Genomic DNA, 13,844 nt, shown 5'->3' with positions numbered 1-13,844 from the left:
TACGTCGGGGTTAGCGAAACTGCCCAACCGGACAAACGGGCATCAAAGTGCGAGACGTTCGCGATTTTCGTCGATTTCGGCGCGGCCTTCAGTCGAATGTCGGCGGTTCGGTGCGGGTGCGCTTGAGCTCCCAGAAGTGCGGATAGGACGCGAACGTCACCGAGGCGTCCCACAGCGTGCCTGCGTCCTCACCGCGCGGAATCTTCGACAGCACCGGCCCGAAGAACGCGACGCCGTTGACGTGGATGGTCGGGGTGCCGACGTCCTCGCCGACGGGGTCCATGCCCTCGTGATGGCTCTTGCGCAGCGCTTCGTCGTACTTGTCGGTGGTGGCCGCCTCGGCCAGCTCGGCGGGCAGCCCGACTTCGGCCAGCGACTCCTTGATCACCAGGTCGAAGTCCTTGTTGTCCTGGTTGTGGATGCGCGTTCCCATCGCGGTGTACAGCGGCCCGAGGATCTCGCTGCCCTTGGCCTGCACGGCGGCGATGGCCACCCGCACCGGCCCCCACGCCCGCTTCATCATGTCCTGATACTCCTGGGGCAGGTCGCGGCCCTCGTTGAGCACGGCCAGGCTCATCACGTGCCACTTCACCTCGATATCGCGGACCTTCTCCACCTCGAGGATCCAGCGCGACGTGATCCAGCACCAGGGGCACAGCGGATCGAACCAGAAATCGGCGACAGACTTCGCGGGCATACGGCGTCCTCTTCGTTTGGCGTGACGGGTTGACTTGTTCAGCTCAACCTCACCGACACCGAACGTGTTCCCGAACCGGCGGGACTCAATCGGCCCCCGATAAGCACGTAAGAAACGCCTAAGTGTGCAAACGGTTACCGATCCGTGTTTCTTATGTGACTGTTGTAAAGAATCGTTACCGAAGTGAATGCACCCGTTAATCGCACCCTTCGCACTCTCGCGCTCACCGCCGGGGTGGCCGCCGCGGTCGCGGTCGCCGCACCGGCCCACGCGGCCCCGATCGACGACTCGTTCCTGTCCGCGCTGGCCGACGCCGGCGTCGCCTACAACAATCCGGCCAGCGCCGTCGATCTGGGCAAGTCGGTGTGTCCCATGCTCGTCGAACCCGGCAAGTCGTTCGCCAGCGTGTACTCGACAGTGGCCGACAACGGCGTTCCGCCGGAGATGGCGGCGTTCTTCACCGGCATCGCGATCTCGATGTACTGCCCGCAGATGATGTCCTCGCTCGGCAACGGCGTGTTCCTCAACTGGCTGCGCACCCCTGGCCTCTGATCGGCGGCGCGCGCCCGCGGCGGTTAGGTTGAACCCGTGGCACTCCCCAACCTCACCCGCGAGCAGGCCGTCGAACGCGCCGCGCTGGTCACCGTCGACACCTACCGCATCGACCTCGATCTGACCGACGGCCGCGGCGGCCCGAGCGAGCGCACCTTCCGGTCGGTGACGACCGTCGAGTTCGACGCACTGGCCGGCGCCGACACCTACCTGGACATCGCCGCCGAGCGCATCCGCGCCGCCACCCTCAACGGCCGTGACATCGACGTGTCGGCCTACGACGAGTCCACCGGCATCGCGCTGAGGGGTCTGGCCGAACGCAACGTGGTGGTGGTCGACGCCGACTGCCGCTACTCCAACACCGGTGAGGGACTGCACCGGTTCGTCGACCCGGTCGACGGCGAGGTGTATCTGTACTCGCAGTTCGAAACCGCCGACGCCAAGCGCATGTTCGCCTGCTTCGACCAACCCGATCTGAAGGCCACCTTCGACGTCGTCGTCACCGCTCCCCCGCATTGGGAGGTGGTCTCCAACGGCGCCACCATCGACGTCGAGGACGCCGGGGCAGCCAAGCGGCACCGCTTCACCGTGACCCCGCGGATGAGCACCTATCTGGTGGCGCTGATCGCGGGGCCCTACGCGCGCTGGGACGACACCTACACCGACGAGTACGGCGACATCCCGCTGGGTCTGTTCTGCCGCAGGTCGTTGGCCGAATTCATGGACGCCGAGCGGCTTTTCACCGAGACCAAACAAGGCTTCGGCTTCTATCACCAGAACTTCGGCTTTCCCTACGCGTTCGGCAAGTACGACCAGTTGTTCGTCCCGGAGTTCAACGCGGGCGCGATGGAGAACGCGGGCGCGGTGACGTTTCTGGAGGACTACGTCTTTCGCAGCAAAGTGACCCGGGCCTCCTACGAGCGGCGCGCCGAGACGCTGCTGCACGAGATGGCGCACATGTGGTTCGGCGACCTGGTGACCATGACGTGGTGGGATGACCTGTGGCTCAACGAATCCTTCGCGACATTCGCCTCGGTGCTCTGCCAGGCCGAGGCCACCGAGTACACCGAGGCGTGGACGACGTTCGCCAACGTCGAGAAGTCGTGGGCCTACCGCCAGGACCAACTGCCGTCGACGCATCCGGTGGCCGCCGACATCCCGGACCTGGCCGCGGTCGAGGTCAACTTCGATGGCATCACCTACGCCAAGGGCGCCAGCGTGCTCAAACAACTGGTCGCCTATGTCGGGCTGCAGGAGTTCCTGTCCGGACTGCGCGACTACTTCCGCGACCACGCCTTCGCCAACGCCACCTTCGGTGATCTGCTCGGCGCGCTGGAGAAGGCGTCGGGTCGCGACCTGTCGGGCTGGGGCCGGCAGTGGCTGAAGACCACCGGGCTCAACACGCTGCGTCCCGACTTCGACCTCGACGCCGACGGACGCTTCACCCGGTTCGCGATCAGTCAGAGCGGCGCGGCCCCCGGTGCGGGCGAAACCCGGGTGCACCGGATCGCGGTCGGCATCTACGACGACGACGGCGCCGGGCAACTGGTGCGGGTGCATCGCGAGGAGCTCGACATCGAGGGTGAGGTCACCGAAGTCGCCGATTTGCACGGTGTTTCGCGTGGCAAATTGATCCTGGTCAACGACGACGACCTGACCTATTGCTCGCTGCGGCTGGACGCCGACTCGTTGCAGACCGTACTCACCAGGATCGCCGACATCGCCGAACCGCTCCCCCGCACGATGGCTTGGTCAGCGGCATGGGAGATGACCCGCGAAGCCGAGCTGACGGCGCAGGACTTCGTGTCGCTGGTCTGCGGTGGCGTGCACGCCGAAACCGAAGTCGGTGTCGCACAACGGCTGCTGCTGCAGGCGCAGACGGCGCTGGCGTCCTACGCCGAGCCGCAGTGGGCCCGCGAGCAGGGTTGGCCCGAGTTCGCCGACCGGTTGCTGGAGTTGGCCCGCGGCGCCGAGCCCGGATCCGACCACCAGTTGGCCTACGTCAACGCGCTGTGCTCCTCGGTGCTCAGCGCGCGTCACACCGAGGTGCTGTCGGCGCTGCTGGACGGCGATCCGGCCGTGAAGGGTCTGCCCGGCCTGCTCGTCGACGCCGACCTGCGCTGGCGCATCGTCACCGCCCTTGCCGCGTCCGGCGTCGTCGACTCCGACGGCCTGGACACGCCGTTCATCGACGCCGAGGTCGAGCGCGACCCGACCGCGGCGGGCCGGCGCCACGCCGCGGCGGCTGCGGCGGCACGTCCGGCGTCGGCGGTCAAGGACGCCGCGTGGCAACAGGTCATCGAGGACGACACGCTGCCCAACATCACCGCGCGGTCGATCATCGGCGGCTTCGTCCAGCCGGGCCAGCACGAGCTACTGAAGCCGTTCCGCGACAAGTACTTCCGTGCCATCTCCGGGGTCTGGCAGCGACGGACCAGCGAGGTCGCGCAGACGGTGGTGATCGGGCTGTACCCGTCGTGGGACATCAGCGAGGAGGCGCTGGCCGCCGCCGACAGGTTCCTCTCCGACCCCGACGTGCCACCGCCGCTGCACCGGCTGGTGCTCGAAGGCCGCGCCGGCGTCGAGCGTGCGCTCCGCGCCCGCACCTTCTCCGCGAGCGTGCGCGTCTGAGGGCGACACGCCGTCCTCAAGACAGAGTTTGCGCACGCTCACACGGCATCCTCGTGGGGTGGCCGTCAGTCGAACCCGTCGGGCGCGCGCAGCGCGCAAGCGCAAACGCCGGCTCGCCGCCGTCGACCACGACCTGCGCCCTGAACAGTGGGAGCAGCTGAAGGCGGCATGGGGCGGATGCGCCTACTGCGGCGCGACCGACCGTCCGCTGCAGCGCGACTGTGTGATGGCGATCTCCCGCGGCGGGCGCTACACCATCGACAACGTGGTGCCTGCGTGCGCGTCTTGCAACACCAGCAAGTGCAACGACGAGGTCACCGCGTGGATGCGCCGCAAGCAACTCGACGAGCGCAGGTTCCTCGAACGCTACGTGGAGATCCGCGCCGGACTCGCCCTCGAGGCGACGTGACTACGCGGGCGAGACGCCGGCGCTCATCACGTTCACCGCGCTGATCAGGCCGTCGATCAGATTGCCGTCCTTGAACGAGGCGGCGGCCGCCGACACACCCAGCGGCGCCGACTCCTCGATGCCGCGGCCCTTGACGTCGCTGCCGTAGACCACCTCGATCACCCGCTGGTTCGGTGAGACAGCCAGCAGCACAGCGTTGTTGGGTATCGGCACCTGGGCGAGGATGTCGCGGGCAGCGGCCGCGGTGTCGGCGCCGAGGTCACCGATGTAGACGGCGAATCGGGCCTTGGCCGCGCGCGAGCCGTACAGCAACGCGTTGTCGAGGAACACCAGGTCCTTGACCGAAAACGGGTATGTCAGCGACAGCTCACCGGGCTCGGTGACCCCGGAGATCCGACCGCTGGACGTGACGACCCAGCCGCGCGGCAGCTCGGCCAGGGCCGTCGATGTCTGAGTCTGAACTTCACCACTTGCCACTGGCGCCGCCTCCTACCGTCGACGGGCGCGAATCATGTCCATGTTCGACCGGCTCGTCGGCCGCCCACAGGATCGGTTCGTGCGTCCACTCGTCCGACAACTTGTACGTCTCCGGGTGCGGGCCCTTGTGGCGGTAGATCAGCGCCATCAGGATCAGCATCAGGACCAGGGGCACCCCGATGGTGATGGTATGGGTAAGTGCTGCTGTGCTCACGCGCAAACCGTATCAGCCGCGGGTCAGGCCGCGCCCTCACCCAGATACCGCGCCCATGACGGGTCGAGTTCCTTGACGCTCGACAGCAGCCGCCAGTGCTGGCCCTTCGGCGGGACCGGGGCCGAGCGCAGCGCCCAGCCCAGCTCGGCGAGCAGCCGGTCGGCCTTGCGGTGATTGCAGGTCGAACAGGCCGCCACGCAGTTCTCCCAGGAGTGGTCGCCGCCGCGGCTGCGCGGCACCACGTGATCGACGGTGTCGGCCTTGCCGCCGCAGTAGGCGCAGCGAAACCGGTCGCGGTGCATCAGCGCCGCGCGGGTCATCGGAACGCGCGCCCGGTAGGGCACTCGCACGTAGTTGTGCAGGCGGATCACCGAGGGCACCACGATCGAGCGGGTCGCGGAGTGGATGACCGGGCCGTTTGGGTCGTCGTGCACGACGGTGGCTTTGCCGCACATCAGCATGATGACCGCCCGCCGCATGGGCAGAGCGGTCAACGGTTCGTAGGTGGAGTTGAGCAGCAGCACCCGCCGCCGGCCCCAGACCGAGACCTCGGTGGTACTTGGTGGATGGGTTTCGACGCTGTGCAGGACGCGCGCCTGAGCGTGGGTCATCACCGGCCCGGACACGCCCGCAGCGATGCCGTGCTGCCGGGCCGCCCTTCTGGACGGGCCTTTCTTGCGATGCGCCATACGTCCTCCGACGCACAGTAAACCCTGGATTGCTGGCAATCGCACGACAATTCTGCCTGTGTTCGCAGGTCAATCCGATGAACATCCGGTGCCGCGACCGCCTGACCAGCCCGATCCGGCGACCAGACACAATGGTGGTGTGACACAAGCGCAGCGGTCGTTCTACGACGAGGTCGGTGGCCATCAGACCTTCCACGCCATCGTGTCGCGCTTCTATGAGTTGGTGCGCGACGACGAGATCCTGCGCCCGCTCTATCCCGAAGACGACCTCGACGGCGCCGAAGAGCGCCTGCGGATGTTTCTCGAGCAGTACTGGGGCGGGCCGCGCACCTACTCCGAGCGGCGAGGTCACCCCCGGTTGCGGATGCGCCACGTGCCGTTTCGGATCGGCTTTCTCGAGCGCGACGCGTGGCTGCGGTGCATGCGCACGGCGATCGCGGACATCGACTCGGACACGCTCGACGACCGGCACCGCAAGGAGCTGCTGGACTACCTGGAGATGGCCGCCGAGTCGCTGGTGAACTCGCCGTTCTGATGGCTGTCCCCGGCCCGGCGCCCTGGTGGTCAGACGCGGTGTTCTACCAGGTCTACCCGCGCTCGTTCGCCGACAGCGACGGCGACGGCGTCGGTGACCTCGACGGGGTCACCGCACGGCTCGACTACCTGCGGGCACTCGGTGTCGACGCGATCTGGCTCAACCCGGTGATGGTCTCGCCGATGGCCGACAACGGCTACGACGTCGCCGATCCTCGCGACGTCGACCCGCTGTTCGGCGGGCTCGACGCCCTGGACCGGCTGACCGAGGCCGCCCACCGGCGCGGCATCAAGGTGACGATGGACCTCGTGCCCAACCACACCAGTTCGGCGCATCCGTGGTTTCAGTCGGCGCTGACCGCCGCGCCGGGCAGCGCGCAACGCGAGCGGTACATCTTCCGCGACGGCACCGGACCCGGCGGTGGGCGTCCACCCAACAACTGGTCGTCGATCTTCGGCGGCCCCGCGTGGACTCGCGTCACCGAGCCCGACGGCCGCCCCGGGCAGTGGTATCTGCACCTGTTCGACCCCGGCCAGCCGGACCTGAATTGGGACAATCCGGAGATTTTCGACGACCTCGAGAAGACGCTGCGGTTCTGGCTGGAACGCGGCATCGACGGGTTTCGCATCGACGTGGCGCACGGTATGGCCAAACCGCCCGGTCTGCCGGATATGCAGGTGAGCCAGAGCGAACCGCTGCTGGCCGACATGGACGACGACCCCCGGTTCAACAACGACGGCGTGCACGACATCCACCGCCAGATCCGCCGGGTGTTCGACGACTATCCCGACGCGGTGGCCATCGGCGAGGTGTGGGTGTACGACAACGAACAGTTCGCCCGCTACGTGCGACCCGACGAACTGCACCTGGGCTTCAACTTCCGGCTGCTGCGCGCCGAGTTCGACGCCGACGACATCCGCGGGGCCATCGAGAACTCGCTGGCCGCCGCCGCGATCGCCGATGCGACACCGACCTGGACCCTGGCCAATCACGACGTCGACCGCGAGCCGACCCGCTACGGCGGCGGGGCCAGGGGCCTGGCGCGGGCGCGGGCGATGGCGCTGGTGATGCTGGCGCTGCCCGGCGCGGTGTTCGTCTACAACGGCGAGGAACTCGGGCTGCCCAACGTCGAGTTGCCCGACGAAGCGCTGCGCGACCCGGTGTGGGAGCGCTCCGGGCGCACCCGCCGCGGCCGGGACGCCTGCCGGGTGCCGATGCCGTGGCACGGTGACGCTCCCCCGTTCGGTTTCTCGGACAATCCCGACACGTGGCTGCCGATGCCGCCGCAGTGGGCGGCGCTGACGGTCGAGAAGCAGGTCGACGATCCCGGGTCGATGTTGACGTTCTACCGGCAGGCCATCCGGATGCGTCGCAGCGGTGACGGCACCGCACTCGAGTGGCTGGCCGCTCCGCCCGGCGCTCTGGTGTTCCGGCGCGGTGGAATGACCTGTGCGCTCAACGCGGGCCGCCGGCCGCTGGCCCTGCCCGCCGGCGAGGTGCTGCTCGCCAGTGACGCGTTGGTCGACGGCCAACTGCCGCCCGACGCGGCCGCCTGGCTGGTCTGAGCCCCGCCGCGAGCGACCGCTAATCCGCTCGAAGGAACGTCAGCCCAGCAGCACCGAGATGTGGCCGCGGCGGCGATACACCGAGCCGAAGCGGGCGTCGATGCGCAACCACGTGGGTAGCGCCCGCACGCGCACGATCTCGTCGGCCGCGGGCGGCAGGAATCCCATCGCGGTCAGCGCGAACACGCAGCGCATCGGAATCCCGACGCTGGACTCACCGGAACTGACCGAGACCACCTCCTGATCCAGCATGGACGCCGGCGGGCCGTGCGCGCTGGAATGTTCCTTGGCGAGGTCCGCGCCGCGCTGGGCCAGGTCCTGCACGACGCGGGCGGGCACGTCGTCGAGGTGCACGAAGCCCGTCTCGGGGGGCAGTGCGCCGCGCCAGGCCGAGTCCATCGGGAATCCCGGCTCGACGCGCCCGTCGGGGCCCACCGCGGCGAGCCCGGCCGCCAGCGCGTCGGCGCCCGCCGACAGGTCGGCGGGTTTGACCCGGCCTCTGACCACCCGGGTCGCCAGCACGTCGAAACCGGTCGCCACCCACGCCGCCAGCAGCCCGTCGGAACGCTCCCGCAGCCTGATCACCGCGGCTTCGTCGAGACGCAACGCCCGATCGACGAACGCCGCGAGGTCGTCGCGGTGGTCGACATGCTCCAGCCAGATACCGCGTTCGGAACTCACCATCGCAATCAGCTCATCGCGTCCAGCGTTGCAGATATTCGCGCTGCGCTTGCGACAGCCGTTGCAGTCGCTGCTCTTTGATGTGCACGGCGGCCAACTGGGTGTCGGCGATCACCGCCGGTTTCGAGTCGACGGCCGCGCCGACGGGACGCACCTCGTATCCGACGGTGAAGTCGACCGCGCGCACCCGCTTGGACCACATGGTGACCTGAAGTGGCGAGTCCACCAACCGCAATTGCGCCTTGTAGGAGATGTTGACCTCGGCGATGAGCAGACCGATCGTCTCGATTTCGGGGCCAAATGGTTCCCGCAGGAACGGGATCCGCGCCTCTTCGAGGATGGTCACCATGGTCGCGTGGTTGATGTGTTGGTACATGTCGATGTCGGACCATCGGACGTGTACCGGTGCGACAAAACCCGTCACCCCGAGGTCCCCGTTCCGCTCGTCCTGGTCATGCTGCGAATCTGGCGCGCCGCCACCGACAGGATCGCCAGGTCCAGTTCGCCGCCTTCATAGATCTCTCCGAGCGTTCGCCTGGCCCGTGTGACACGTGAACTGTTCGTCATCTCCCACTCCGCGATCTTCTCCTCACCGTTCTCGGCGGGCTCGCCGACCGCCAGCACATCGAAGCACAGTGCCCGCAGCGAACCATAGATGTCGTCGCGAATGGCAAGTCGCGCCAACGAATGCCAGCGGTCGTCTCGGCCCAGCCGCGAGACCGCGGTCAGCAGACCGTCCGTGCCGAGGTGGTCCATCAGCGCGAAGTAGGTGTCGGCGACCTCGTCGGGCTCACGGTCGACGATGTCGGCGATGTCGATCACGTCGAGCAGGCTGTACTGGTAGAGCCCGGTGCCGATGATGTAGGCCAGGTCCTTGGGCACGCCGTGGGCGCTGAACTCGTCGGCCGTCTTGGCCACGATCGCCTTGTCGTCGCCGCGCAGCCATTCGGCCATCCGCGGGGTCAGCGCGGCCACTTTGGTTGCGAAACGGTTGATCTCGGCACCGACGGCCAGCGGCTGGGGGCGGTAGTTGAGCAGCCAGCGGCCGGCCCGGTCGATCAGCCGCCGAAGGTCCAGCGTCATGCGGTCGGTCACCGCGGCGGGCACCCCGTCGTCGCCTGCGGCGCGGATCTGGCGCCACACCTCGTCGATGCGGAAAATCGCGTCGGTCGCCGCGAAGCTGCGGACCGCGTCGAGCGGGCCGACGCCCACGTCCTCGGTGATGCGGTAGGCGTAGGTGATGCCGCCGGTGTCGACGAGATCGTTGACCACCATCGTGGTGACGATCTCCCGGCGCAGCTGGTGCGCGCGGATCTCGCTGCCGAACTGCTCGCGCAGCCTGACCGGGAAGTAGCAGGGCAGCCGGCAGGCGAAGGCCTCCTGGTCGGGCAGGTCGCTGGCCAGCAGGTCGTCCTTGAGTGCGAGCTTCACGTGGGCCATCAGCGTCGCCAGTTCCGGTGACGTCAAACCTATTCCGGCCTCGGCGCGGCGGGTGATCTCCTTCTCCGAGGGCAGCGCCTCGAGTTCGCGGTTGAGACCGCGCTGCCCGACGAAGTCCTTGATCATGCGGGCGTGCACCGGCAACAGGCTGGCGGAGTTCGCCCGGCTGGTGCCCATCAAATCGTTCTGATCGGTGTTGTCCACCAGCACCAGCTGACCCACCTCGTCGGTCATCGACAGCAGCAGTTCGGTGCGCTCTTCGGGCTTGACCTTGCCGGCGGTGACCAGTGAGTCGATGAGGATCTTGATGTTGACCTCGTGGTCGGAACAATCCACCCCGGCGGAGTTGTCCAGCGCGTCGGTGCTGATGCGCCCGCCCGCCAGGTCGAACTCGACCCGGCCCAGTGGTGTCACACCGAGGTTGCCGCCTTCACCGATCACCTTGGCGCGCACTTGATTTCCGTTCACCCGGACAAGGTCGTTGGCGCGGTCACCCACGTCGACGTCGGACTCCGTCTCGGCCTTGATGTAGGTGCCGATGCCGCCGTTGAACAGCAGGTCCGCGGGCGCCTTCAGAATCGCCTTGATCAGGTTGGGCGGGGTGAGTTCCTCGACGCCGTCGTCGATGCCCAGCGCGGCGCGCGCCGCAGGCGTGACGGCGATGGCTTTCTGTTGGCGGCTGTACACCCCGCCGCCCTCGCTGATCAGCGCGGTGTCGTAGTCCTCCCAACTGGACCGCGGCAGGTCGAAGAGGCGTTTGCGCTCGTCCCACGACCGTGCGGCGTCGGGGTCGGGGTCGATGAAGATGTGGCGGTGGTCGAACGCGGCGAGCAGCCGAATGTGCTTGGACAGCAACATGCCGTTGCCGAACACGTCGCCGCTCATGTCGCCGACGCCGACGACGGTGAAGTCCTCGGACTGGGTGTCCACGCCCATCTCGCGGAAGTGCCGCTTGACCGATTCCCATGCGCCCTTGGCGGTGATGCCCATCGCCTTGTGGTCGTAGCCCACCGACCCGCCGGAGGCGAAGGCGTCGCCGAGCCAGAACCCGTAGGACTTGGCGACCTCGTTGGCGATGTCGGAGAACGTGGCGGTGCCCTTGTCCGCGGCGACGACGAGGTAGGCGTCGTCGCCGTCGCGGCGCACCACGCCGGGCGGGGGCGTGACGGCGCCGCTCGCCTTGTCGACGTTGTCGGTGACGTCGAGCAGTCCGGAGATGAACAGCTTGTAGCACTCCACGCCCTCGGCGCGCACCGCGTCGCGGTCGGTTGCGGGGTCCCCGGTGGGCCGCGGCGGATTCTTGACGATGAACCCGCCCTTGGCGCCGACCGGGACGATGACGGCGTTCTTGACCGCCTGCGCCTTCACCAGTCCGAGGATCTCGGTGCGGAAGTCCTCCTTGCGGTCCGACCAGCGCAGCCCGCCGCGTGCGACGTGACCGAACCGCAAATGCACGCCCTCGACCCGCGGCGAGTACACGAAGATCTCGAAACGCGGTCGCGGCAGCGGAAGTTCGTCGATCAGGCCCGGCTCGAGCTTGAACGACAACACGTTGTGCGCACGCGCCGAATCCGGCCGGGTGACGAAGTAGTTGGTGCGCAGGGTGGCCTGGATCATCGACGCGAAGGCCCGCAGCACCCGGTCGGTGTCCAGGCTGACCAACGCGTCGATGTCGGCGGCGACCGCCGCGGCGGCGGCCTGCGCGTCCTGTCGCTTCGGCGATCCGTCGTCCGCACCGGTCGGCGGGCGAAACAGTGCCTCGAACAGTGCCACCAGTGACCTCGCGGTCTTGGCGTGCTCGTTGATCACCGACTCGATGTGGGCCTGGCTGTAGGGGAATCCGCCCTGTTTGAGGTATCTGGCGTAGCTGCGCACGATCGAGACCTGTTCCCAGGTCAGGCCCGCGCGCATGACCAACTCGTTGAACTGGTCGATCTCGGCGCGGCCGTACCAGATCGCGGTGACCGCATCGGCGAATCGTTCGGCGATGGCATCGCGCTGCGGTCCCGGCTCGATCGTCGGGATCGACGGATGCGGCGAGATCTTGAACTGGTAGATCCACACCGGTAGCCCGTCGGGCCGAACCACCGTGAACGGGCGCTCCTCGAGCACCACCACACCCATCGACTGCAGCATCGGGAGCAGGTCGCTCAGCGACGCCGAGCGGCCACCCAGATACAGGGTCAGTTGCGCGATGCCGTCGTCGGAGGTGTCGACGAGCACGGGGGTGATCAAATCCGGCTGCAGCTGTTCGACTATCGCGATGTCACCGATGGCGTCCAACGGTGCGACGGCCTGCTTGTAGACCTCGGGAAACGCGGTCGCGTAATGCTCGGCCTTGCGCTGATCGATGCCCTGCTCGGCGGCCTGCTGCGCCGAACCGGTCTTGACCGCCCCGATCAGCCGGTCCGCCCACGTCCTGGCGGCCTCGGTGAGCAGGTTCTGGACCCGGCTCTGGTTCTCGAGTGAGGTGTCGATGTCCTTGGTCCGGGCACCGTCGGGCATCCGTACCGTGAAATGAACGACCGCCCAGGGTGATTCGCTGACCCGGGCGGTGTACTCGATACTGATGCCGCCGAGCTCGCGGACCAGGATGTCCTGCATCTGCAGCCGGACCGCGGTGGTGTAGCGGTCCCGCGGGAGATACACCAGACACGACACGAAGTGCGCCACCGAGTCGACCCGCATGAACAGCAGCGCACGCCGCCGCGACCCCAGATCGACGACCGCGCGGACCATGTCCAGCAATTGTCGGGCGGACAGTGCGAACAGCTCAGAGCGGGGAATGGTCTGGATGATGTCGACGAGCAACTGCCCCGGGTGGCCGGGATCTCGCTCCGAGAGCGCCAGCGCGTCGCGTACCCGATGCGATATCAGCGGGATCTCAAGCACATTGGCGTTCATCGCGGCGACGGTGAACTGCCCGACGAAGCGGTGTTCGATCGCCGTGGTGCCTGCGCGTTCGCGGATCACCACGACGTGCGGGTAGGCGCCGTAGCGCAGATAACTCGGAATGGTCGCCTGAGCGAGCACCAGCAGGTCGTCGTCCTCGGTGAGCTGGGGAAGCACGTCGCTTCGCAGCCGAACCACACCGAGCCGACTCGACAAATCGGCCGTCGCGTGGCCGTTGCCGACCTCGCAGCGCTGATAACCCAGCAGCACGAAGTGGCCGTCGGCGAGCCAACGCAGAAACGCCGCCACATCACGGCGGTCGGCCTCGGCGAAGCGGCCCGCGGCGGCGGTGTCGAGCGTGTCGGCCAGTCCCCGCATCGTCTTCGACATCGAACCGGAGTCGACGGCGACCAGGCGCGCGCCGGCCAGGACCTCGGGCAGCAGCCCAGCGACCTCGGCGACCGCCTCGGTGTCGGCGGTGGGTGCCAGCTGCACGTGGATCCACACTTCGTCGAGGCCGCCGCCCGCACCGTCGAGGTGGGCCAGCGGCGTGACGTCGCGCAGTTCTCCGGCCGGCCCGCGACGGACCCGAAGCAGCGGGTTCATGATCGCGGTGTAGGCGACGCCGAAGCGGTGCAGCAGCACGGTGACGGAGTCCAGCACCATCGGGGTGTAGTCGGTGGCGATCTGCAGTGCCGGCCCGAACCCCGCCGGGTCGTCGACGCCGTACACCGCGACCCGGGTGTCGCCGTCGCGCCGGTGCCGGGCCAGCCGGTGGTGCGCGGCGATCAGCGCCGGGGACACCACGGCGTGCGCGGAGAGCTGCACGGGCAGCGTCACGGCGGTGTCGGCGTCGGGTGCGTCGGCGTGCGGACCGCGGTAGGTGTCCAGGTAGGCGCGGCCCAGTTGCGCGACGGTCTGCTGACTCAGCGCCGGCTCGGGCGGCCCGACGACCCCGGGCTCGGCGTCAGTTGGTCGTCCGTAGGCTCCCGGAATGTCCGACATGCGACGCTCCTTGCCTGTTGGCGCAGACCGTCTGGCAGTGGATGGCGCCGCCTGCGG

12 protein-coding genes are annotated in these 13,844 nt (G+C 68.1%); 5 read left to right on the top strand and 7 right to left on the bottom strand.

Translation table 11 applies throughout. From position 1 onward, the window contains the following. Nucleotides 1–88: 88 nt before the first annotated feature. Nucleotides 89–697, bottom strand: coding sequence for a mycothiol-dependent nitroreductase Rv2466c family protein (locus ABQE89_RS20590; protein WP_448420018.1), 609 nt, complete (start codon nucleotides 695–697; stop codon nucleotides 89–91). 183 nt (nucleotides 698–880) lie between these two features. On the opposite strand from ABQE89_RS20590, the gene ABQE89_RS20585 reads away from it, so the two are divergent. The 3 genes from ABQE89_RS20585 to ABQE89_RS20575 are packed head-to-tail and all read left to right on the top strand — an operon-like array spanning nucleotide 881 to nucleotide 4,289. Beyond that, the gene (locus ABQE89_RS20585) at nucleotides 881–1,249 is read left to right on the top strand and encodes a DUF732 domain-containing protein (RefSeq protein WP_448420016.1); all 369 of its coding nucleotides are present in this window, start codon (nucleotides 881–883) and stop codon (nucleotides 1,247–1,249) included. Between the two features lie 36 nt (nucleotides 1,250–1,285). Then, nucleotides 1,286–3,880 carry an aminopeptidase N gene (gene pepN / locus ABQE89_RS20580; RefSeq protein WP_448420014.1) on the top strand — a complete coding sequence of 865 codons (2,595 nt, stop codon included), beginning with the start codon at nucleotides 1,286–1,288 and terminating at the stop codon, nucleotides 3,878–3,880. Nucleotides 3,881–3,938: 58 nt separating this feature from the next. Then, entirely contained in the window at nucleotides 3,939–4,289 is a 351-nt protein-coding gene (locus tag ABQE89_RS20575; protein WP_448420012.1) for an HNH endonuclease, read from the top strand. Here ABQE89_RS20575 and ABQE89_RS20570 read toward each other — a convergent pair whose 3' ends face one another. The 3 genes from ABQE89_RS20570 to ABQE89_RS20560 form a co-directional block, all read right to left on the bottom strand. After that, nucleotides 4,290–4,766: a DUF5130 domain-containing protein gene (locus tag ABQE89_RS20570; RefSeq protein WP_448420010.1), complete on the bottom strand. Its 477-nt coding sequence runs from the start codon at nucleotides 4,764–4,766 to the stop codon at nucleotides 4,290–4,292. Further along, on the bottom strand, nucleotides 4,753–4,926 hold the full coding sequence (ctaJ, locus tag ABQE89_RS20565; protein ID WP_448420075.1) for an aa3-type cytochrome oxidase subunit CtaJ: 174 nt from the start codon (nucleotides 4,924–4,926) through the stop codon (nucleotides 4,753–4,755). Before ctaJ ends, ABQE89_RS20570 begins: the two co-directional genes overlap by 14 nt. Nucleotides 4,927–5,003: 77 nt before the next feature. After that, nucleotides 5,004–5,669: an HNH endonuclease gene (locus ABQE89_RS20560; protein WP_448420008.1), complete on the bottom strand. Its 666-nt coding sequence runs from the start codon at nucleotides 5,667–5,669 to the stop codon at nucleotides 5,004–5,006. 139 nt (nucleotides 5,670–5,808) lie between these two features. Between ABQE89_RS20560 and ABQE89_RS20555 the strand changes: the two genes are divergently transcribed. Continuing rightward, a complete protein-coding gene (locus ABQE89_RS20555) occupies nucleotides 5,809–6,204 on the top strand; it encodes a globin (protein ID WP_448420006.1) in 396 nt (131 codons plus the stop codon). After that, on the top strand, nucleotides 6,204–7,769 hold the full coding sequence (locus tag ABQE89_RS20550; RefSeq protein WP_448420004.1) for a glycoside hydrolase family 13 protein: 1,566 nt from the start codon (nucleotides 6,204–6,206) through the stop codon (nucleotides 7,767–7,769). Before ABQE89_RS20555 ends, ABQE89_RS20550 begins: the two co-directional genes overlap by 1 nt. Before the next feature lie 39 nt (nucleotides 7,770–7,808). Here the strand turns inward: ABQE89_RS20550 and ABQE89_RS20545 are convergent, their stop codons facing one another. The 3 genes from ABQE89_RS20545 to ABQE89_RS20535 are packed head-to-tail and all read right to left on the bottom strand — an operon-like array spanning nucleotide 7,809 to nucleotide 13,787. Continuing rightward, nucleotides 7,809–8,453, bottom strand: a complete 645-nt coding sequence (locus ABQE89_RS20545) for a DUF8185 domain-containing protein (RefSeq protein WP_448420002.1) — start codon at nucleotides 8,451–8,453, stop codon at nucleotides 7,809–7,811. A 10-nt stretch (nucleotides 8,454–8,463) separates the two neighbouring features. Then, nucleotides 8,464–8,874: an acyl-CoA thioesterase gene (locus tag ABQE89_RS20540; protein ID WP_448420000.1), complete on the bottom strand. Its 411-nt coding sequence runs from the start codon at nucleotides 8,872–8,874 to the stop codon at nucleotides 8,464–8,466. After that, nucleotides 8,871–13,787 (bottom strand): NAD-glutamate dehydrogenase, encoded by a 4,917-nt coding sequence (locus tag ABQE89_RS20535; RefSeq protein ID WP_448419998.1) that lies wholly within the window; start codon nucleotides 13,785–13,787, stop codon nucleotides 8,871–8,873. Before ABQE89_RS20535 ends, ABQE89_RS20540 begins: the two co-directional genes overlap by 4 nt. Nucleotides 13,788–13,844 lie beyond the last annotated feature (57 nt).

Source organism: Mycolicibacterium sp. XJ1819 (assembly GCF_053483675.1).
Note: the sequence above shows the minus strand (reverse complement) of the source record. Positions and strands in the feature narration are given on the sequence as shown.

Bases quoted from the DNA above. Each gene is read 5' to 3' on its own strand.
- ABQE89_RS20590 (WP_448420018.1), bottom strand. From the start codon at position 697: ATGCCCGCGAAGTCTGTCGCCGATTTCTGGTTCGATCCGCTGTGCCCC.
- ctaJ (WP_448420075.1), bottom strand. From the start codon at position 4,926: ATGCTGATCCTGATGGCGCTGATCTACCGCCACAAGGGCCCGCACCCG.
- ABQE89_RS20560 (WP_448420008.1), bottom strand. From the start codon at position 5,669: ATGGCGCATCGCAAGAAAGGCCCGTCCAGAAGGGCGGCCCGGCAGCAC.
- ABQE89_RS20550 (WP_448420004.1), top strand. From the start codon at position 6,204: ATGGCTGTCCCCGGCCCGGCGCCCTGGTGGTCAGACGCGGTGTTCTAC.
- ABQE89_RS20545 (WP_448420002.1), bottom strand. From the start codon at position 8,453: ATGGTGAGTTCCGAACGCGGTATCTGGCTGGAGCATGTCGACCACCGC.
- ABQE89_RS20535 (WP_448419998.1), bottom strand. From the start codon at position 13,787: ATGTCGGACATTCCGGGAGCCTACGGACGACCAACTGACGCCGAGCCC.